This window comes from Novosphingobium huizhouense, assembly GCF_020179475.1.
GTDB lineage: Bacteria > Pseudomonadota > Alphaproteobacteria > Sphingomonadales > Sphingomonadaceae > Novosphingobium > Novosphingobium huizhouense.
The window spans coordinates 133,531-154,227 of sequence record NZ_JAILXZ010000001.1; the positions used below are offsets into that span (position 1 = coordinate 133,531).

A 20,697-nucleotide genomic window follows, 5' to 3' on the forward strand; every position below is an offset into this window, starting at 1 on the left:
CGGCGATCATTTGGTCTCGGCCACCACTTGCTTGGCCTGGCTCGCGGTCATGTCCTTCATCTCGCGCGGCACGTACTTTTCATCGTGCTTGGCCAGCAGGTTGTCGGCAACGAAGGTCGGCCCCTCCATGCGCCCTTCGGCGACCACGCCCGAGCCTTCGACGAACAGGTCGGGCGTGATCCCGGTAAAGCGCACCGGCACCCGCGCCTTGCCGTCGCCGACGACGAAGTCGATCGTCACGCCGTCGGCCGCGCGGCGGATCGAGCCCTTCTCGACCATTCCGCCCAGCCGCACCGCGCGGCCAGGTTCGGGGGGACGCGCGACGAGATCGCTCGGCACGTAGAAGTAGGCCGCCTGGTTGCGCAGCGCCCAGGCGGCGAGCAGCCCTGCCCCCACCAGCGCGACCAGCGCGATGACGAGCAGCACCAGCCGCTGATGCTTGGCCTTGATCGCGCTCACTTGCCCCTCGCCTTGTCACGCCGCCGTTCCGCGCGCCGCATCGCGGCAAGGCTCCAGCCGACCAGCGCGAGCGTTCCGGCAACGCCGATCGCCAGCGCGGCGACGACATAGTGCCATTGGTCGAGCCCTTCGTGCATCCTGGCCTGCCGCTCCCTTACGCCATCGCCTTGCGGCGCAGGCGCGCCTCGGCCTGGATGTCGGCAAGCAGGGTGCGCATCCGCATCAGCACCACGCCGCCGAACACCAGCGAGAAGCCCAGCGCGCCGATCAGCAGCGGGTAGAGGAAGGCAGCGTCGATCGCCGACTTGCCCATCGTGATCGAGGGCGGCTGGTGCAGGCTGTTCCACCACACCACCGAGCGGTTGATGATCGGGATGTTGATCGCGCCGACCAGGCCGAAGATCGCGGTCACGCGGCTGGCGCCGCTGCCCGCCGCCGCATCGCGCTGCGCGGCGCCGGCGAGCGCGATATAGCCGAAATAGAGGAACAGCAGCACGAGGAAGCTGGTCAGCCGCCCGTCCCACACCCACCAGGTGCCCCAGGTCGGCCGCGCCCAGATCGAGCCGGTGGCAAGGCAGATCGCGGTGAACACCGCGCCCGGCACCGCCGCCGCGCGCGCGGCGATCCCGGCGAGCGGGTGGCGCCAGACGAGTTCGACCACGCTCGAGATCGCGATCGTCGACCAGCCGGCCATGCCGAGCCAGGCGGCGGGCACGTGGATGAACAGGATGCGCACGGTATCGCCCATCAGCCGGTCGGGCGGCACCACGAAGAAGCCCCAGGCGAGCGCGCCCAGCGCCATGACCAGCCCCGGCACCAGCAGCAGCGGCGTCAGCCAGCGCGCGAGGCGCAGGAACCGGGCGGGATTGGCAAAACCGTGCATGGAGCGGCGAGTGTGGCCTTGGGGGACAAGACGAATCCGATGAAGCCGCAGCGACCCCCGACGCCGGCTCGGCTTCCGCCCTTGCCACCAAGCCCGCCCCTCGGCAAGGGTCTTGCAGGGGCAGGCTGTCGGGCAAGCGACGTCCGAGAGCCTTTCGGCTTTCGCGCCCAACCATCTGATCTCGGGGAAGAATGGGGCGATCGATGGGGTTCGAACCCACGACCTCCGGTACCACAAACCGGCGCTCTAACCAACTGAGCTACGATCGCCACAGGCCGCCCGGATCGTTACCAGCAACGATCGGCGCGGGCGAGCCCCTTTGCAGAAGCGCGGCCAAATGGAAAGCGAAAACTTGCGCTGGCCCATCACTGCCCGGTTTCGTCGCCCCAGCTGCGCGCGGCGATCCGCGCCGGCGTGAGGCCTGCGTCGACCAGCGCCTGCTCGGTCAGCGTCGCGCGCCCCACCCTCACCGTCTGCGACAGCAGGAACCAGCGGCTGCGCACGGTGAGCTGGCCGGGCGGCACCACGCCGATGCCGCCCTCGCTTCCGGCGAGCCCCAGCACGCGCAAGGCTTCGGCGCTCGAGGCCCAGCCTTGCGCCGGCCGCGCCGCGATCGCGGCGCGCGCCCGCGCCGGGGGAAGCGCGCCGGGCGCCAGCATCACCAGCAACGGCGCCTGGTCGAGCCGCAGCGTGTTGAGCTGGATCGGTGAAAGCTCGGGCGCGGGCAGCGCGCAGAGCCAGGGTCGCAGCCGCTGGTAGAGCGCCGCGCTCATCCCCCGCACCGCACGCAGTTCGCTGACATCGACCACCAGCCGGTTGGCGGTGCGATAGGGCACCGGCAGGCTGCGATAGGCCTCGTCCTCGGCGCCGTTGGTCAGCGGCGCCGAATCGCTGTCGATCCAGTCGGCCATCGCGTCGGACAGGCGCGCCGCCTCGCCGCTTTCGATCCCCAGCTGCGCCATCAGCGCGCGCAACTGGTTGAGCGCGGCGAGCCGCAGCGTGAGGTTGCCGTCGATGTCCTCCTCGACCAGCGAATTGACGTTGAAGCAGTTGCCCGCATCGTCGATCCGCGCGGTGACGCTGGCGCCGGCAAGCGAGAGCGGCAGGTCGCGCGACAGCAGCCCCGCCGGATCGATGGTGCGCTCGCCCTGCGCCGCGACCAGCGCCTGCAGCCGCGCGAGCCCGGCGCTTTCCGCGCTCGTCGCGACCAGCCGCGCGCGCATCGTGTCCTGCGCATTTCCGGCAAGCCGGGTGGCGAGGCCCAGCCGGTCGAGCATCACCGCCGCCAGCACCGCCATCACCGCCACCAGCAGCAGCACGGAAAGCAGGGCAGCGCCGCGCTCGTTCGGGGGAAGCGGCTTCACTGGTAGTTGACCCCGACCAGCGAGACCACGCGCAGCGGCTCGCCGCCGGGCTGCGGCAGCAGCAGCTCGACCGCGACCGGCAGCTCGGCCTCGCGCTGCGGCTCCCAGCGGTCGCGCCATACCCCGTCGCTCGTGCGGAACCGCAAGGCGGGCGGCGCGGCGAGCGGGAGCATCGCGGCGGGCGGATCGGGCGCGGCGCCGTCGGGAAAGGGATAGCCGCTGCGCACCAGCGCCTTGCCGTCCCAGCGCCATTCGACCTTCTGCAGGCTCGGCCGCGCCGCGCCGTCGACATTGCTCCAGCCGCTGCGCACGAAGCGCAGCAGGACGGGGCCGCCGACCTCGAACGCCGGATGGGACGCGCCCGCCTCATCGCGCGCCGGCCGCGCCGCGGCCTGGGCAAGGTCGGCGGTCCATACCGAGAGGAAGCGCCGCTCGGCCGCCATCGCCTCGGTCCGACGCCGCGCGCCGAGTTCCGCCTCGACGCTGAAGCGCAGCAGCGCGAGCGCGCCGCCCGCGATCAGCGCGAAGACGGCGAGCGCGACCAGCATCTCGATCAGGGTAAAGCCGGCCTCGCCGCGGCGGCCGTTCATGCCGCGGGCACCCGCGCGAACTGCAGCGTGGTCGCCGGGCTGCGCCGCCCGGGCGTCACCTCGCGCACCGACAGCGCGATCGCCAGCACGCCCAGCGCCGGATTGCGCCCCACGCGGCGCTGCCAGCGAAACTGCCGTCCGGCATTGCGGATCGTGCCCGCCGCCTCGCCTTCGGCCGGCGGCAGCGGATCGGTCAGGATCTCGTTGGCCATGTTCTGCGCCACCACTTCGCGCAGCAGCCGCTGGTCGAGGTCGGCGGTCTGGCGCAGGCTCGCCCCTTCGAGCCGGACCAGCGCCAGCGCCGCCACCGCGAACACCGCGAGCGCGACCAGCAGCTCGATCAGGGTGAAGCCGCGTTCGCGCTCAGGAGCCGGCATCGGCCCGCACCATGCCATCGCGCGCGATCGTGAGCGCACGCGTCGCCGACCCGCGCGCGAGGCGCAGCCGCAGCTCGCTGCTGGCAAGGCCGACGGTGTCGAACACCACGCGCGCACGGCCGCCGGTCCGGCCGCCCGGCACCGCGACCGCGACCTGCGTGCCCTCGCGCCAGGTGGCGAGCGACAGCCCGCCCCCTTCGGCCGGCGCCCAGGCGCCGGCCTCGCGCTTCTCGAAGTAGTAGCCCGCCTCGCTCACCACAACCGCCACCGGGGCGCCGCCGGCGATGGCTTCGTCGCGCGCGGCCGAAACGCGCGCGGCAAAGCGCTCGGCCTCGCGGCGCAGGACATCGGCATCGCCCGGCAGCATCAGCACCACCGCGCTCGCCAGCACGCCCATCACCAGCAGCACGACCACCATCTCGACGAGCGAGAAGCCGCTTCGGCGCGGGGCGGGGCGGGAGAGCGTAACCATCGCGGCAGGCTTACGCGCAGCCTGCGCAAACGAAAAGGGCGGCCCGACGGACCGCCCTCCTGCTTGTCGCGATGCGTGGCGATCAGCGCTTGAGGCTGAGGCCGCCGAAGCGCTTGTTGAACTGGGCAACGCGGCCGCCCTGGTCGAGCTGGCGGGTGCCGCCGGTCCACGCCGGGTGCGAGGTGGGATCGATTTCGAGCGCCAGCGTGTCGCCTTCCTTGCCCCAGGTGGAGCGGGTCTCGAACACGGTGCCGTCGGTCATCTGCACCTTGATGGTGTGGTAGTCGGGGTGGATATTGGCCTTCATCGTCGCGCTCCGGTCGAGGACCGGTTCCGACCGGCCCCAATAATGGAAAGGCGCGCCCCTAGCGGCAAAGGGGCGGTTTGTCGAGTCCCGCCCCTCCCGGTTTCAGGCGTCAGCCGAACAGCTTGTTCGCGGTCTTCGCCACGCGCTCGCCGAGGTAGCGCGCGCCGGCAAGGTCGTTCTCGCTCGGCTGGCGGCTGCCGTCGCCGTTGGCGATCGTCGTCGCGCCGTAGGGCGCATTGCCGTGGACGCCCGAATTGTCGAGCTGGCCCTGGAAGCCGTAGTCGAGCCCGACGATGGTCATGCCGAAGTGCAGCAGGTTGGTCAGGATCGAGAACAGCGTCGTCTCCTGCCCGCCGTGCTGGCTGGCGGTGCTGGTGAAGGCTGCGCCCACCTTGCCGTTCAGCGCGCCGCGCGCCCACAGGCCGCCGGCCTGGTCGAGGAACGCCGCCATCTGGCTGCTGATCCGGCCGAAGCGCGTGCCGGTGCCGACGATGATCGCGTCGTAGGTCTCGAGCTCGGCGACCGTCGCGATCGGCGCGGCCTGGTCGAGCTTGAAGTGCGCATTCTGCGCAACTTCGAGCGGCGCGGTCTCGGGCACGCGCTTGACGTCGACCTCGGCGCCGGCGGCGCGCGCGCCTTCGGCGATGGCGTTCGCCATGGTTTCGATGTGACCGTAGCTCGAATAGTAGAGGACGAGGACCTTGCTCATGGGATCGTTCCTTTGTGCATGAGGCCGGGAGGGAGAGGGTCCGGCGGAAAACCGCTGCCGATATGGCCCGTTCCCGCATTTCGGTTAAGCGGGATAAACTGGCACGTATCGTTCCAACTTCTCGAACGTTCGACGAGACGCGCCCGCAATTGCGCTTTTGCGCGATTTCCCCTAAGGGCCTCGCTTCGACGCCCCGGCGCTTTCGACGCGGTCGCTTGCCTGCGACGGCTCGCCCCGCCGGGGCTTTTGATTTCGCGCGCCGGGTCTACCATGCGCGCGCAAGGTCCATACACGGAAAGAATCGCCCATGTCGCGTCGCCGCCAGATCTACGAAGGCAAGGCCAAGATCCTCTACGAAGGTCCCGAGCCCGGCACCCTGATCCAGTACTTCAAGGACGATGCGACCGCCTTCAACGCGCAGAAGCGCGGCACGATCAACGGCAAGGGCGTGATCAACAACCGCATCAGCGAGTACGTGTTCACGCGCCTCGCCCACATCGGCATCCCCACCCACTTCATCCGCCGCCTCAACATGCGCGAGCAGCTCGTCCGCCAGGTCGAGATCATCCCGCTCGAGGTCGTCGTGCGCAACGTCGCGGCCGGCTCGATCTCCAAGCGCCTCGGCATCGAGGAAGGCGAGCCGCTGCCCCACACGCTGATCGAATACTACTACAAGGACGATGCGCTGGGCGACCCGATGGTGGCCGAAGAGCACATCGCCTGCTTCGGCTGGGCCAACAACGAAGAGATGCAGGACATGTCTTCGATGGCGATTCGGGTGAACGACTTCCTCTCGGGCATGTTCGCCGCGATCGGCATCCGCCTCGTCGACTTCAAGCTCGAATTCGGCCGGATCTGGGACGGCGACTATGCCCGCGTGATCCTCGCCGACGAGATCAGCCCCGACGGCTGCCGCCTGTGGGACATGGCCACCGGCGAAAAGCTCGACAAGGACCGCTTCCGCCGCGACCTCGGCGGCGAGGAAGAAGCCTACCAGGAAGTCGCCCGCCGCCTCGGCCTGCTCGAGAACGACGGCGGCCCCAGCGAAGTGCTCGACCTCGGCGCCCACCGCAAGCTGCGCACCAAGAAGTAAAACGGCGCCCGCGTCCTTCCCGTTCTTGCGCAGCACGAATGGGCCAGGTCTTCCGGCTCCTCCCCATTCTTGCGCAGCACGAATGGGCCAGGTCTTCCAGATCCTCCCCATTTTTGCGCAGCACAAATGGGCCAGGTCATCCAAATCCTCCCCATTTTTGCGCAGCACAAATGGGGAGGTGGCAGCCGGAACGGCTGACGGAGGGGTCCTGCCCTCCTATCACACCCCCTCGCCCCCGCGAAATGGCTGTCCTACAGCCCCCCGATCTGCGATTGTCCGCAAGCGTCCGCGACGACACCGCCTCCCCTGGATCGGAGGTTAATCGAACGGATCGATCAAAATCACACCACTGATCGATTTGATTTTTTCGCCAGGACCGTGTCAACTGCGTCAACTTGGGGTCGTCGCACCCGCCGATCCGCCCGGCTTCTGCGCCGCCTCCGTAACAACACGGAGTGCCGCTTCCACCAAGCGCTACCGTCCCGCGCCTTAGGCATCGCTCGTTCGAACCTGCCGAGAGACGCCGTGACCGTTAACCAGAATCCGCCGCTCGACCTGACCGCACAAGGCGCGGCGCTGCTCGCCGACAGCCTGTTCGTCCTCGCCTTCGATCCCGCGGGCGGCGAGCTCGTCGATGCCAACGACACGGCGCGCGCCCTGCTCGCAGAAGCGGCCGACATCACCTTCGCGCAGGTGTTTCCCGATCACGACATCGCGCAGGTGGGCGAGGCGGCCAGCACCGTGGCCGGCCAGCTTCCGCTCGCCGAGGGCGGCCATGCCGCGATCAGCGGCGCCTGCGCGCGCACCTCGGGGCGCAAGGGGCAGGTGCTGTTCCTCGGCGCGCGCTGCTTCGAAAGCCCGATCGACCCGGCGCTGATGGTCCACCGCTTCGAGGCGATCAACCATGCGCTGGCGATCTGCCAGTATGCTCCCGACGGGTCGATCATCGGCGGCAACGCGCTGTTCTTCCATCTCGTCGGGCGCACGGCGGACGATCTCGTCGGCCTGCCGCTCCGCGCGCTCCAGGCCGAACTGGCGGCGGGCGAGGCGCCCGAGACGTTCTGGCCCAAGCTCGCCGACGGCGAATCGCACCGCTGCATCCGCCGTCACCGCAGCAGCGACGGCAAGGACGTCTGGCTGCGCGAGGTCTTCGTGCCCACGCGCGACCGCGCCGGGAAGGTCGTCTCGGTGCTGAGCTACGCCTTCGACGTGACCGCAGAGCAGACCGTGCGGATCGAGAACAAGAGCAAGCTCGACGCGATCGACCGCGCCTTCGCGCTGATCGAATTCGACCTGTCGGGCCGGGTGCTCGACGCCAACGCCAATTTCCTCGCGCTGATGGGCTACACGCTCGACGAGATCGTCGGGCAGCACCACCGCATCTTCTGCGACAAGGAGTACGCCGGCAGCGCCGCGCATCGCCAGTTCTGGCAGAAGCTGGGCAAGGGCGACTTCGACCAGGGCGAGTACAAGCGCCTGCGCAAGGACGGCAAGGACGTCTGGATCCAGGCGAGCTACAATCCGGTGTTCGGCCTCGACGGCGAGCCGGTGAAGATCGTCAAGGTGGCGATGGACGTCACCGAGCAGCGCCTCGCCGCGGCCGAGGCGGCGGGCAAGGTCGCGGCGATCGACCGCGCCCAGGCGGTGATCGAATTCGCGCTCGACGGCACCGTGCTTGCCGCCAACGCCAATTTCCTCGCGGTGATGGGCTACGACCTCAACGACGTCGTCGGGCGCAACCACCGCATGTTCTGCGACGAGGCCTACCACACCTCGCCGGCCTACGCCGATCTGTGGTCGCGGCTGCGCGCGGGCGAGTACGTCACTGGCGTGTTCAAGCGCCGCGCCGCGAACGGGCGCGAGGTGTGGATCCGGGCGACCTACAATCCGATCCTCGATCTCGAGGGGCGGCCGGCCAAGATCGTCAAGTTCGCGCTCGACATCAGCGACACCCAGCGCCGCAACCTCGAGTTCGAGGGCAAGGTCAAGGCGATCGGGCGGGCGCAAGGCGTGGTCGAGTTCGCGCTCGACGGCACCGTGCTCGACGCCAACGAGAACTTCCTCGCACTGACCGGCTACAAGCTCGACGAAGTGGTGGGCCGCCACCACCGCATGTTCTGCACCCCCGAGCACGCCGCCTCGGCCGAATATGCCGCGCTCTGGGAGAAGCTCGGCCGCGGCGACTACGACGGCGGCGAATACCATCGCCGCACCAAGGAAGGCCGGGACATCTGGATCCAGGCGACCTACAACCCGATCTTCGATCTCGACGGCAAGCCGGTCAAGGTCGTCAAGTTCGCCACCGACGTGACCGAGCAGAGGACCAGGTCGGTCGAATTCCAGGCGCAGGTCGACGCGGTAAGCCGCGCGCAGGCGGTGATCGAGTTCGATCTCGACGGCAACGTCCTGTCGGCCAACGAGAACTTCCTGCGCGTGATGGGCTATTCGCTGCGCGAGGTGATCGGCCAGAATCACGCGATGTTCTGCTCGCCCGACTATATCCGCAGCCTCGATTACCGGGACTTCTGGCTGCGGCTCAACCGCGGCGAGTTCCACGCCGGGCGGTTCCACCGCGTCGGCAAGTACGACCGCGACGTCTACATCCAGGCGACCTACAACCCGCTGTTCGACGTTGCCGGCAAGCCCGCGCGGATCGTCAAGTATGCCACCGACATCACCGACCAGGTCCTGCTCGAAAAGCAGATCGGCGAACGCGCCTGCGAGATGACCGGGCTGATCGACCGGCTGTCGACCTCGATCCATGCGATCAACAGCGCGACCGAGCAGGCCGAAACGCTGTCGCTGCAGACCCGCGCCAACGCCGAGACCGGGCGCCAGGCGCTCAACGGCGCGATCGAATCGATCGAGCTGATCCAGAAGTCGGCCTCGGGCATCGCCGAGATCGTCTCGATCATCGGCGAGATCGCGGGGCAGACCAACCTGCTCGCCTTCAATGCGGAAATCGAGGCAGCGCGCGCCGGCGAGCACGGCGTCGGCTTCTCGGTCGTCGCCGGCGAGGTCCGCAAGCTTGCCGAGCGCAGCTCGACCGCGGCGCGCGACATCAGCCGGCTGATCGAGGAATCGATCGCCCGGATCAGCGAAGGCACCGGGCGCTCGCTCGACGCCAGCCGGGCCTTTACCGGGATATTCGAATCGGCCGAGAAGACCGGCGCCGCGATCGGCGCGATCAGCGAATCCGCGCGGGCGCAGGACGCCGTCACCAGCGATGCGGTGGTGCTGATCCGCGAGCTCGGCGAAGCGACCACGGGCGAGCGAGGACCCGCGTGGTAGCGCGGCGGCCGGCCCAGCCGCGCGGCCCGACTTACGTGATGCGGCAGCGCCCGCCGGGGCCCGCCGACAGCCCGCCCGCTGCCGTTCCCGCCCAGACCATCGCCCCCGGCCCCGTCCCCGTCCCCGCCCCCGACTTCTCCCCCGCTCCCGACACCGTTGCGCAAGGCGCGTTCGGGGGCGGGCTTTGCGGAATCTTCCGCATCGCCGGCTCGCTCCTCGCCCTGCCGATCGCGGCGATCCGCGAGGTCACCCCGCGCCCGGCGCAGCTCGCTCCGTTCCCGGCGCAGCGCGCCGACATGATCGGCGCGCTCGAGCTGCGCGGCTCGGTCATCCCGATCATGGACATCGCGCAGCTGTTGGGCCTCGGCCGCGGCGAAGGCGGGATCATCCTGATCCTGCGCTGCGGCGGCGGGGTGATCGGCGCGGTGATCGACGAGATTTGCGGCGTGGTCGAACTCGACGCCGGCGCGCAGTCGCCGCTCGCCAGCGTCGATCGGGCCGCCGGCAGCCTCGCCAGCGCAGGCTTCATCTACGAAGGCCGGGCCGGCGCGGTGCTCGATACCGACGCGCTCGCGCGGCTGCCCGGGCTCGTCGTGACGACCGACCACACGGTCGACCGCACGCGCCATGCCGAAGTGGGCGAGCCGATCCTGCTGTTCGACTGCGGCGGCATCCCGCTCGGCCTTCCGGCGAGCGCGGTCGAGGCCACCGTCCCGCTCACCCGCCTCGGCGCCCCGGCGGCCGAGACGCCGCTGTGGATCGGCGTGCTCGAACACAACGGTCGGCGCATCCCGGTGGTCGATACCCTGCGCCTGCTCGGCCTCGGCCAGACCGGCCGGGTCAGCGAAAGCGCGAGCATCGTGCTGCGCATGCCCGACCGGCGGCTGGTCGCGCTGGCGATCGACCAGGTTCGCGACATGCGCCGGGTGCGGGGCGAGGAAACGATGGCGCTGCAGCAGTTCCGCCTCGGCGAACCCGGCATGCTCTGCGGGCTCTATCGCGCCGAGCGGGACCACCTGCTGATCGCCGCGACGGCCTGCGAGGCGGACGAGCGGCTGGTCGCGCTGTCGATGATCGAGGAGGAAGCGAGCCTTGCCGCGCAGGCCGGCGACTTCGCCGCGCTCGGCCGGATCGAACCGTTCCTGATCGCGCTGCTCGGCGAGGCGATCTGCGCGATCCCGCTCGCCCAGGTCGAGGAGATCATCCCTGCGCCGGTCGACCGCATCGAGCTCGGCGCGGGCGGCTTTGCCGAGGCGCTCGTCGCCTATCGCGGTCGCGGCGTGCCGCTGGTCGACCTTCCGGCCCGGCTCGGCATCGCCAGCGCCGGCGCCAACGCCCGCCAGCACCGCCCCATCGCCATCCTTGCCGAGCACCACGATCACCACATGGGCTTCCTGATCGACGGGCTCGTCGCGGTGGAGCGCGTCCAGCTGCAGCGCCTCGCCGCCACGGGCAACGGCGCGCGGGTGCCCGCGGCCACCGTGCGCCTGCCCGATGGCCGGACCTGCGAGGTCATCGACCTGTCCGCGATCATCCTCGCCGAACGCGAGGCCGCCGCCCGCGCCGCCTGACAGGCGCCGCCGACGCAGCGGCCGGGGCGGCACTGCCGGGTGGGCCACCGGGTGGCGATCGGGTTTGCACCCGCGCCGAAGCCGGGGCAGAAGGCGCCCCGCCATGCCTTCGCTTCCCTGCCGCGCCCGCTTCGCGCGCCCTGCCCCGCGTCCGATCCTTGCGACCGCAGCCCTGCTCGGCGCGATGCTGCTGGCCTCGTGCGCGCCGCGCCCGTCCTCGCTCGCGCACGCGCTGCCGCCGGCGCCGGCGCGCGACTGGGCGTTCGAGGGCAGCGACCTCGCCGCCGATCCGGCGTTCCGCTTCGGCAAGCTCGCCAACGGCATGCGCTACGTGATCCGCCGCAACGCCACCCCGGTCGGCACCGCGATCGTGCGGCTGAACGTCGCCACCGGCTCGCTCGACGAACGCGACGACGAGCGCGGCTTCGCTCACTTCGTCGAGCACATGGCGTTCAACGGCAGCACCGCCGTGCCCGAGGGCGAGATGGTCAAGCTGCTCGAGCGCAGCGGCCTCGCCTTCGGCGCGGACACCAACGCGCAGACCGGGTTCGAGCACACGCTCTACATGCTCGACCTGCCGCGAAACGATCCCAGGCTGCTCGACACCGCGCTGATGCTGATGCGCGAGACCGCGAGCGAGCTGCGCTTCGATCCGCAGGCGGTGGCGCGCGAACGCGGCGTGGTGCTGTCCGAGCTGCGCGACGGGCAGGGCTACGCGCTCGACAACCTCAAGGACCAGCTCGCCTTCTTCTATCCCCGGGCGACCTATCGCAACCGCCTGCCGATCGGCACCGTGCAGACGCTGGAGGCGGCGACCGCGGACCGGCTCAAGGCGTTCTGGGCGCGCGAATACGTGCCGGCCAAGGCGACCCTCGTGGTCGTCGGCGATTTCGATCCGGCGGTGGTCGAAGCGGCGATCCGCGCGCGGTTCGACAGCTGGCGCGCGGCGCCGGTCGCGCCGCGGCCCGACCAGGGCCAGGTGCTGCCCCGGCAGAAGGGGGCGAGCGACGTCTGGGTCGATGCACCGCTCTCCGAGCGCGTCACCGCCTCGCGGCACGGACGCTGGATCGACGAGCCCGACACGATCGCGACCCGCCGCGCCAACCTGCTGCGCCAGATCGGCTATGGCGCGATCAACCGCCGCTTCGTGCGCCTGACCCGCCAGGTCGCGCCACCGTTCCGCGGCGCGGGGTTCGGCACCAGCGAGGTGTTCAAGATCGGGCGCACCACCAACCTCATCGTCGATACCGAGGACGGCGGCTGGGCGCGCGGCCTCGCCACCGCGGCGCAAGTGCTCGACGAGGCGCTGCGGCAGGGTTTCACCGAGGCCGAGGTCGCCGAGCAGCTGGCGATCGTCCGCACCGGGATCGAGAACGCGGCCGCCTCTGCCGACACGCGCAGCAACGGCGCGCTCGTCGCCGCCGCGCTGGCGCTGGTGCGCGACGAGCAGGTGCCGACCACGCCGCAGAGCGCGCTCGACCGGTTCAACGCCTTCGCTCCCTCGATCACCCCGGCCGCGGTGCTCGCCGCGCTGAAGGACGAGGCCCTGCCCTTGCGCGATCCGCTGCTGCGCTTCCAGGGGCGCACGCCGCCGAAGGGCGGCGCCGCGGCGTTGCGCAAGGCGTGGAACCACGCGCGCGAACAGGCCGACCCCCGCGCCGCCTCGGCGGTCGGGGGCAGCTTCGCCTATGGCGATTTCGGACCCGCCGGCGCGGTCGTGGCCGATGCGACCGACCCCGCCTTCGGCATCCGCACGATCCGCTTCGCCAACGGCGTCCGCCTCAACCTCAAGCGCACCACGATCGAGACCGACCGCATCCAGGTCCGCCTCTCGCTCGACGGCGGCGAACTGCTCGAGACGCGCGAGGATCCCACGGCGGTCGAGCTGACCTCGGTGCTCGCGATGGGCGGGCTCGGCAAGCACAGCCAGGACGAATTGCAGACGCTGCTCGCCGGGCGCTCGGTGTTCAACGGCATCGCCGCGAGCGGCGAGACCTTCCTCGCTTCGGGAACGACCACCCGGCGCGATCTCGCGCTCGAACTGCAACTGCTTGCCGCGACCATCACCGACCCCGGCTATCGCCCCGAGGCCGAGGTCCTGTTCCGCCAGAACATGACCAACTTCTTCGCCCGCCGCGATGCGACGCCCGGCCTTGCGCTGGCGAACGAGCTGAGCGCGATCCTCACCGACAACGACCCGCGCTTCACCCTGCAGAGCGAGGAAACCTACCAGAAGCTGACGTTCGAGGACCTGCGCCGGCGCATCGCCGACCCCTTCGCCCACGGCGCGATCGAGCTCGCGCTGGTCGGCGACTTCGACGAGGCGCAGGCGATCGACCTCGTCGCGCGGACCTTCGGCGCCCTGCCGCCGCGCGCGGCCGAGTTCGCCCCGCGCGAAGCCGCGCGCGAGCGCCACTTCACCGCGCGCCGCGACCTCGTCGTGATCCGCCACAAGGGCGCGGCGAACCAGGCGATCGTGCGGCTGGTCTGGCCGACCACAGACGATGGCGACGCGCTCGAGACGCTGCGGCTCGAATTGCTGCAGGAAGTCGCCGGGATCGAGGTGACCGACACCGTGCGCGAGCGCCTCGGCAAGTCCTATTCGCCCGGCGCCAGCTCGGCGATGTCGCGGGTCTACCGCGGCTGGGGCACCTTCACGCTCAACGCCTCGGTCGATGTCGCCGACATCGCCGCGACCCGCGCCGCCTTTGCCGAGACGGTGCAGGGCCTGCTCGCCGCCCCGGTCGATGCCGACGTGCTCCAGCGGGCGCGGGCGCCGATGCTCGAAAGGCTCGACAACGCGCTCAAGGGCAACGGCGGCTGGATGGCGCTTGCCGAGCGCGCGCAGTCGCGGCCCGACCGCCTCGACCGCTTCGCCAGGGCGCGCGCCCGGCTTTCGGCGATCACCCCGGCCGAGCTTCAGGCGACCGCACGCAAGTGGCTCGGCGCAAGGCCGGTGACGGTGCTGGTCCTGCCCGACGGCGCGCCTGCGCCGAAGGACTGAGCGCCAGGCGTCAGGCGACGGTGTCCTGGTAGCGGCGCACCGCGACCGTGCCGAGCACCAGCAGCATCGCGGCAAGCACGCCCAGCTGCGGCGCGGCGTCGGCGAAAGTCCAGCCCTTGAGCATGATCCCGCGCACGAGGCGGATGAAATGCGTGGTCGGCAGCACTTCGGCCAGCCACTGCGCCCACAGCGGCATGCCGCGGAACGGGAAGGCGAAGCCCGACAGCAGGATCGAGGGCATCATGTAGAAGAAGCTCATCTGCATCGCCTGCAACTGGCTCTGCGCCAGCGTCGACAGGGTGAAGCCGAGCGCGAGGCTGGTGACCATGAACAGCAACGTCGCAACCAGCGTCAGCCCGATCGAGCCCATGAACGGCACCTCGAAGATGACCCGCGCCGCGATCAGGATCACCACCATCTGCACCACGCCGATGAACAGGTAGGGCACGATCTTGCCGACCATCACCTCGAACGGGCGCAGCGGCGTCGCCAGCAGGTTCTCCATCGTGCCCTGCTCGACCTCGCGCGTGACCGACAGCGCGGTGAGCATGACCATCGTCATCGACAGCACCACCGCCAGCAGCCCGGGCACGGTGTTGTGGCTGGTGATCCCTTCGGGGTTGAAGCTGCGGTGGAGCACCACCTCGACCGGGCCGGCGCCCTGCGCGCGCAACGCCAGCGGGCCGATCAGGTCGTGGCTCAGCGCGCCGGCCACCGCCTGCTCGACCGCGCCGAGCGCGTTGCCGGTGGCGGCGGGATCGGTCGCGTCGGCGGTGACCAGCAGCTGCGGCCGCGCGCCGCGCACGAGGTCGCGGCCGAAGTCGACCGGCACGGTGACCACGAACTGCACCTCGCCCTGCGACAGCAGTCGCTCGCCCTCGCCCGGCGTGTCGACCACCTGCACCACGCGGTAGTAGCTGGTGTTGCGCAAGGCGGCGACGACCGAGCGCGCGAAGGGCGAGACATCGTTCACCTCGACCGCCATCGGCAGCGCGCGCGGGTCGTTGTTGATGGCAAAGCCGAAGATCATCAGCTGGATCAGCGGCATCGCCAGCATCATTCCGACGGTGCCGCGGTCGCGCGTCATCTGGCGGATCTCCTTGAAGATCATCGCCAGGATGCGCTGGACCACGGCCCGCCGGCCGCTCGTCGCGCGCAGCGGAGCGCGGCGGGGCGCGGTCATGGCGCCACCACCACCGAATTGTCCTGCGCGCCGCGCATCAGGTGGATGAACACGTCCTCGAGGCTCGGCTCCACCTCGCGCCAGGCGATCGCCTCGGCCCAGGGCGCGACCGCCGCGCGCAAGGCCGCGCGGTCGGGTCCGCAGACGTGGATCGCGGTGCCGAACGGCGCGGCCATGGCGACCCCCGGCCGCCCCTCGATCTCGGCGGCGAGCCGATCGGCGCCGCGCCCGTCGGCAAGCCGTCCCTCGCCCTGCAGCGCGTGGAGGTGCGAATCGCGGATGACCTCGTCGATCGTGCCGCGCGCCAGCATCCGGCCATAGGCGATGTAGGCGATCTCGTGGCAGCGCTCGGCCTCGTCCATGTAGTGGGTCGAGACGAGCACGGTCATGCCTTGCGCGGCCAGCGCGTGGATCTGGTCCCAGAACTCGCGCCGCGCCTGCGGGTCGACGCCGGCGGTGGGCTCGTCGAGCAGCAGGATCTCGGGCGAATGCAGCACGCAGGCGGCCAGCGCCAGGCGCTGCTTCCACCCGCCCGACAGGCTGCCGGCGAGCTGTTGCCCGCGCGTGGCGAGGCCCAGCCGCTCGAGCGCCTCGGCGACCCGCTCGCGCCGCCGGTCGAGCCCGTGGACGCGGGCGAAGAACTCGAGGTTCTCGGCGATCGTCAGGTCGGCGAACAGGCCGAACTTCTGCGTCATGTAGCCGACGCGTTCCTTGATCGCGGCGCGTTCGCGCAGCATGTCGAAGCCGAGCACCGATCCCGTGCCGCCATCGGGGATCAGCAATCCGCAGATCATCCGCAGCGTGGTCGTCTTGCCCGAACCGTTGGGGCCGAGGAAGCCGCAGATCCGCCCGCGCCCGACGGCGAGGTCGACCGCATCGACCACCGTGCGCCCGCCGAAGCGCTTGGTCAGGCCGCGGACCGCGATGACCGGCGCCTCGCCCGCCTCGGCCGGGCCGCTCACGGCGGGGTGATCGCGACGGGCAGGCCCGGCGGCAGCGGCCGGTCGGCCGGTAGCGTGGCCTCGACCAGGAACACCAGCTTGGCGCGGGCGCGTTCGCTGTAGATTACCGGCGGCGTGAATTCGGGCCGGGGCGCGATGTAGCGGATCGTCGCGGTGCGCTCGCCCGCGCAGCCGTCGCAGGTGAAGCGGACCTGCGCGCCGGGGCGCAGTCCTGCGATGCGCTGCTGCGGCACGAAGAAGCGCAGCTTGCGCCGGTCGGCGGGGAGCAGTTCGACCACCGGCTGGTTCGCCGGGACCCATTCGCCGGGATTGAAGAAGGTCTGCTCGATCGTCCCGCCCACGGCGGCGCGCGGTTCGATCTCGGCGCGGCGGCGCTGCTGCGCGGCGAGCGCGGCCTGCGCGCCTGCGACTCCGGCGGCCGCGGCGGCCTGCTGCTGCGCACGCCCCGCGCTCAGCTCGCCGCTGCGCTCCTCGGCCTGCGCCTGGCGCAAGCTGGCGGCGGCGACATCGCGCGCAGCGCGGGCGGCATCGAGCTGGGTGCGGCTGGCAAAGCCCTTGGCGGCAAGCGCGGCGAAGCGGCGATAGTCGGCCTCGGCCCGCGCCAGCTGTGCCCGCGCCGAGGCCTGCGCCGCGCGCGAGACGTCGAGTTCGGGCGCGCGCTGGCGCGCCTCGGCGAGATCGGCGCGCTGCGCCTCGGCATTGGCGAGCTCGGCGCGCGCCTGCGCGGTCGCGGCGTCGCTGGTCTGCGGATCGAGCGCGAACAGCACGGTCCCGGGCGCGACCGTGCCGCCACGCTGGACCGGCAGCGTCGACAGCGTGCCCGACACCGGCGCCGCGACGTAGAGCGCCTCGCCCTCGACATAGCCGAGCCAGGCCTCGGGCTTGTCGCGCGGGGTCAGCACGAAGGCCGCGCCGCCGGCAAGGGCGAGCGCGCCGAGCGCGAGCACGGGCCGCGGCGGGGTCTTCACCGCGCCTCGCCCCGGCCCGCCGCGAGCCCGTCGATCACCAGGTCGGCATGGAGCGCGGCCATCGCTTCGACGTCGATCGGCGGCGCGCCTGCCGGCTCGAACACGTTCTTCCACAAGGCGGTCATGATCACCCCGCCCGCCACGCTGCGCGCCGCCAGCACCGGGTCGGCGCAGATGAACTCGCCGCGGGTGACGCCGTGGCGGATGATCCGCTCGACCACGTCGAGCACGCGCGCCACGCCCTCGTCGTGATAGCTGCGCACGAGGTCGGGAAACTGCCGCCCCTCGCCCACGATCAGCCGCGGCAGGAAGGCAAGGTCGGGCCGGGTGAGCCTGACGAAGGCCGCGCGCAGGAAGCCGCGCAGCGCATAGGGTCCGGGCACGTTGCCGAGGTTCTCGGGCAGGCCCACCGGCAGCACCTCGCCCACCAGCGCATGGACGAGGCCGCGGAACACCGCCTCCTTGCTGTCGAACATCAGGTAGAGCGCGGGGCGGCTGATGCCGACCTTGGCCGCGACATCCTCCAGCCGCGTTCCGGCAAAGCCCTTTTCGGCAAAGGCCTCGCGCGCGGCTTCGAGGATGCGGGCGCGGCGATCGGCTGGGGTGATGCGGGGCATGGCGCGCTTATAACTGACACGCGCGTCAGATAAAAGAGGCGCGTGGCGCCATCGCTTCCGCGAAATTGTCCCTGCACGATCAATGTCTTGAGAGAATTTCCGGAAAGATCGTCCGGTCCGGGCAAAATTCCATCGAATCCGTACAATCAAATCTCCGAAACGGTGACATAACCCACTGTAGAAATGCCGGGGGTCTGGCTGTGGCCGCCGCGTTTTTCAGGATCACCCGCAGCATCGGAGCATCGGCTTCGGTGACGCAAGAGGATGCGCCTGCGATCCGGGCACGAAGGGGACCGAAATGACCACGCGCTTTTCTGAAAATATTGTGACCGACTGGTATTCGATCGTCCTGCAGGGCAACGACACGCTCATCGCCCCGGTCGGCTACCAGGTGACCTCGACCGGCGAATCCGCGGTGTGGGGACAGGGCACCGACCACCGCTTCGTCGTCGGCGGCTCGCTGTCGGGCGCCGAGGCCGCGATCCGCGTCGACGACGCAGCCTCGCGGCTGACCGTAACCTCGACCGGGCAACTGACCGGGGACCTCTACGGCGTGCGCCTGCAGGGCGGCTTCGTCCGCGTCGAGAACCGGGGCGAGATCGTCAGCCTCGACGGCGCGGCGATCTACCTGGACCAGGCAAGAGTCGACAATCCCGGCTCGCCGCCTTTGCAGCCGGTGGTGGCCGACGATACAGCGCCTTTGTTCCGCGTGCGCAACTACGGCACGATCAGCGGGGTCGTCGGCATCGAGACCCACACCGGCCGGGCGACGATCGTCAACGAGGGCCTGATCACCAGCACCGATACTTTCGCGATCCAGACCGACACCCTGGCCGACAGCCTGCTCAACCTCGGCCGGATCCGCGGCGACGTCGCGCTCGGCGCGGGCAACGACACGCTGACCAACGAGGCCACGATCTTCGGCGACGTCGATCTCGGCGCCGATGCCGACAGCTTCGAGAACACCGGCACCATCCGCGGCTCGGTCCTCGCCGGCGACGGCGACGATACGCTCGAACATGCCGCCGGCACGATCGACGCGATCGACCTCGGCAACGGGCGCAACGCGCTCGTCAACGCCGCGCGGATCAAGGGCGCCGTCACCGGCGGCGACGGCGACGACACCGTGACCAACGCCGGCGGGCGCATCGACGAGATCGCGCTCGGCGCAGGGGCGAACACGATCGTCAACGAAGGCGGGCGGATCGGGCGGATCTCGGCGGGCGACGGCGGCAACACCATCGTCAACCGCGGCCGCATCGACACCACCGTGCTGCTGGGCACCGGGCTCGATTTCTTCGACAATTCCGGCGCGACCGGCCCGAACGCGGTGAGCGTCTCGATGGGCGGGGGCAACGACATCTTCGTGGCCGGCGCGGTGATCGAGGCCGTCTCTGCCGGCGCCGGCATCGACCGGCTCGATTTCAGCCGCTCCGCCGGGGTCACGCTGGCGCTCGACGGATCGTTCGCCAACGACGGGGCCGCGAAGGGCGACGTCTTCTCGGGGTTCGAGAACGTGACCGGTTCGGCCACCGAAGCCAATCTCCTCGCCGGGGACGGCAACGCCAACGTCCTCGTCGGCGGTGCGGCGGGCGACATCCTGACCGGCCTCGCCGGCAACGACACGCTGACCGGCAACGACGGCGACGACCAGCTCGTGGGCGGCGACGGCAACGACCGCATCGACGGCGGCGCGGGCAACGATTCCGTTTCGGGCGGCGCGGGCGACGACCTCGTCAACGCGGGCGCGGGCGCGGACATCATCCGCGGCGACGAAGGCGCCGACACGATCAACGGCCAGGACGGCAACGACAACGTCAACGGCGGCAGCGGCAACGACATCATCAATGGCGGCGCCGGCGTCGACCTGCTCGACGGCCAGGACGGCGACGACGTGATCAACGGCAACGAGGACAACGACCAGATCCTCGGCCGCTCCGGCGCCGATGCGCTTTCGGGTGGCGCGGGCGACGACGAAATCAGCGGAGGTACCGAGAACGACACGATCAAGGGCGATGACGGCCGCGATACGCTCAATGGCGATGAGGGCAACGACCGGATCGACGGCGGACTCGGCCGCGACCGGATCTTCGGCGGCGCGGGCGACGACACGCTCAACGGCAACGAGGACACCGACGTCATCAACGGCGATGCCGGGAACGACGTGATCAGCGGCGGCGCGGGTAACGACAATCTCGGTGGCGACGATGGCAACGACACACTGAACGGCGACGAAGGCGAAGATCTCGTCTCAGGCGGCGCGGGCAACGACACGCTGAACGGCGGCACCGGCGCGGATGACCTGAGAGGCGAGGCCGGAGCCGACACGATCAACGGCGGCAACGATAACGACCTCCTGCGCGGCGGCGGCGACAACGACACGCTCAACGGCGACGGCGGCAACGACCGCCTGATCGGCGAGGACGGCAACGATACGCTGAACGGCGGGGCGGGCAACGACTTCATCGTCGGCAGCGCCGGCGACGACACCTCGACCGGGGGGACCGGCAGCGACACGTTCAGCTACGCCGTGCTCGAGTTCAAGGACAAGATCACCGACTTCAGCCATGCCGAAGGCGACAAGATCGAAGTCTCGAAGATCGATGCCAACGCCAATGTCACCGGCGACCAGGCGTTCACCTTCATCGGAAGCCAGGGCTTCCACAACATCGCGGGCGAACTGCGCGTGGTGACGGTCTCGGGAACGACCGCCGTGAGTGGCGACGTCAACGGCGATGGCCAGGCCGATTTCACGATCAGCCTGACCAACGGCGCGGCGCTGGTCGTGGGCGACTTCGTGCTGTGACGGGATGGTGCGGCACGGCCCTGCGCGATCGGGTCCGCGCC

18 protein-coding genes and 1 tRNA gene are annotated in these 20,697 nt (G+C 70.6%); 5 read left to right on the top strand and 14 right to left on the bottom strand.

Going from position 1 to position 20,697, the window contains the following annotated elements:
- Window positions 1-6 precede the first annotated feature (6 nt).
- From ccmE to wrbA, 10 genes are all read right to left on the bottom strand, one after another.
- The gene (gene ccmE, locus K3A85_RS00695; RefSeq protein ID WP_225205981.1) at window positions 7-450 is read right to left on the bottom strand and encodes a cytochrome c maturation protein CcmE; all 444 of its coding nucleotides are present in this window, start codon (window positions 448-450) and stop codon (window positions 7-9) included.
- A 5-nt stretch (window positions 451-455) separates the two neighbouring features.
- Window positions 456-596 (bottom strand): hypothetical protein, encoded by a 141-nt coding sequence (locus K3A85_RS00700; RefSeq protein ID WP_225204569.1) that lies wholly within the window; start codon window positions 594-596, stop codon window positions 456-458.
- A 17-nt stretch (window positions 597-613) separates the two neighbouring features.
- The gene (gene ccmC / locus K3A85_RS00705; RefSeq protein WP_225204570.1) at window positions 614-1,342 is read right to left on the bottom strand and encodes a heme ABC transporter permease CcmC; all 729 of its coding nucleotides are present in this window, start codon (window positions 1,340-1,342) and stop codon (window positions 614-616) included.
- Between the two features lie 192 nt (window positions 1,343-1,534).
- A tRNA-His gene (locus K3A85_RS00710) sits at window positions 1,535-1,611 on the bottom strand.
- A gap of 96 nt (window positions 1,612-1,707) precedes the next feature.
- Complete coding sequence (gene gspK / locus K3A85_RS00715) at window positions 1,708-2,706, bottom strand: type II secretion system minor pseudopilin GspK (protein WP_225204571.1); 999 nt, start codon at window positions 2,704-2,706, stop codon at window positions 1,708-1,710.
- Window positions 2,703-3,296, bottom strand: coding sequence for a type II secretion system minor pseudopilin GspJ (gene gspJ, locus K3A85_RS00720; RefSeq protein ID WP_225204572.1), 594 nt, complete (start codon window positions 3,294-3,296; stop codon window positions 2,703-2,705). The genes gspK and gspJ overlap by 4 nt, the downstream gene beginning before the upstream one ends.
- On the bottom strand, window positions 3,293-3,673 hold the full coding sequence (gspI, locus tag K3A85_RS00725) for a type II secretion system minor pseudopilin GspI (protein ID WP_225204573.1): 381 nt from the start codon (window positions 3,671-3,673) through the stop codon (window positions 3,293-3,295). Before gspI ends, gspJ begins: the two co-directional genes overlap by 4 nt.
- Complete coding sequence (locus K3A85_RS00730) at window positions 3,660-4,145, bottom strand: GspH/FimT family protein (protein WP_225204574.1); 486 nt, start codon at window positions 4,143-4,145, stop codon at window positions 3,660-3,662. Before K3A85_RS00730 ends, gspI begins: the two co-directional genes overlap by 14 nt.
- An 82-nt stretch (window positions 4,146-4,227) precedes the next feature.
- Window positions 4,228-4,452 carry a 50S ribosomal protein L31 gene (rpmE, locus tag K3A85_RS00735; protein ID WP_169491980.1) on the bottom strand — a complete coding sequence of 75 codons (225 nt, stop codon included), beginning with the start codon at window positions 4,450-4,452 and terminating at the stop codon, window positions 4,228-4,230.
- A 109-nt stretch (window positions 4,453-4,561) separates the two neighbouring features.
- A complete protein-coding gene (wrbA, locus tag K3A85_RS00740) occupies window positions 4,562-5,161 on the bottom strand; it encodes an NAD(P)H:quinone oxidoreductase (RefSeq protein ID WP_225204575.1) in 600 nt (199 codons plus the stop codon).
- A 307-nt stretch (window positions 5,162-5,468) separates the two neighbouring features.
- Between wrbA and purC the strand changes: the two genes are divergently transcribed.
- The 4 genes from purC to K3A85_RS00760 all read left to right on the top strand — a co-directional run bounded on the left by purC (window position 5,469) and on the right by K3A85_RS00760 (window position 14,120).
- A complete protein-coding gene (purC, locus tag K3A85_RS00745) occupies window positions 5,469-6,254 on the top strand; it encodes a phosphoribosylaminoimidazolesuccinocarboxamide synthase (protein WP_225204576.1) in 786 nt (261 codons plus the stop codon).
- Between the two features lie 525 nt (window positions 6,255-6,779).
- Complete coding sequence (locus tag K3A85_RS00750; RefSeq protein ID WP_225204577.1) at window positions 6,780-9,545, top strand: methyl-accepting chemotaxis protein; 2,766 nt, start codon at window positions 6,780-6,782, stop codon at window positions 9,543-9,545.
- 38 nt (window positions 9,546-9,583) lie between these two features.
- A complete protein-coding gene (locus K3A85_RS00755) occupies window positions 9,584-11,116 on the top strand; it encodes a chemotaxis protein CheW (RefSeq protein WP_225205982.1) in 1,533 nt (510 codons plus the stop codon).
- 103 nt (window positions 11,117-11,219) lie between these two features.
- The gene (locus tag K3A85_RS00760; protein WP_225204578.1) at window positions 11,220-14,120 is read left to right on the top strand and encodes a M16 family metallopeptidase; all 2,901 of its coding nucleotides are present in this window, start codon (window positions 11,220-11,222) and stop codon (window positions 14,118-14,120) included.
- Between the two features lie 10 nt (window positions 14,121-14,130).
- On the opposite strand, the gene K3A85_RS00765 is transcribed toward K3A85_RS00760, so the two are convergent.
- The 4 genes from K3A85_RS00765 to K3A85_RS00780 are packed head-to-tail and all read right to left on the bottom strand — an operon-like array spanning window position 14,131 to window position 17,850.
- The gene (locus K3A85_RS00765; RefSeq protein ID WP_225204579.1) at window positions 14,131-15,303 is read right to left on the bottom strand and encodes an ABC transporter permease; all 1,173 of its coding nucleotides are present in this window, start codon (window positions 15,301-15,303) and stop codon (window positions 14,131-14,133) included.
- Window positions 15,300-16,265, bottom strand: coding sequence for an ABC transporter ATP-binding protein (locus tag K3A85_RS00770; protein WP_225204580.1), 966 nt, complete (start codon window positions 16,263-16,265; stop codon window positions 15,300-15,302). The genes K3A85_RS00765 and K3A85_RS00770 overlap by 4 nt, the downstream gene beginning before the upstream one ends.
- The gene (locus K3A85_RS00775; RefSeq protein ID WP_225204581.1) at window positions 16,262-17,233 is read right to left on the bottom strand and encodes an HlyD family secretion protein; all 972 of its coding nucleotides are present in this window, start codon (window positions 17,231-17,233) and stop codon (window positions 16,262-16,264) included. The genes K3A85_RS00770 and K3A85_RS00775 overlap by 4 nt, the downstream gene beginning before the upstream one ends.
- Window positions 17,230-17,850 (bottom strand): TetR/AcrR family transcriptional regulator, encoded by a 621-nt coding sequence (locus K3A85_RS00780; protein ID WP_225204582.1) that lies wholly within the window; start codon window positions 17,848-17,850, stop codon window positions 17,230-17,232. Before K3A85_RS00780 ends, K3A85_RS00775 begins: the two co-directional genes overlap by 4 nt.
- A 298-nt stretch (window positions 17,851-18,148) precedes the next feature.
- On the opposite strand from K3A85_RS00780, the gene K3A85_RS00785 reads away from it, so the two are divergent.
- Window positions 18,149-20,656, top strand: a complete 2,508-nt coding sequence (locus K3A85_RS00785) for a calcium-binding protein (RefSeq protein WP_225204583.1) — start codon at window positions 18,149-18,151, stop codon at window positions 20,654-20,656.
- Window positions 20,657-20,697: the final 41 nt, after the last annotated feature.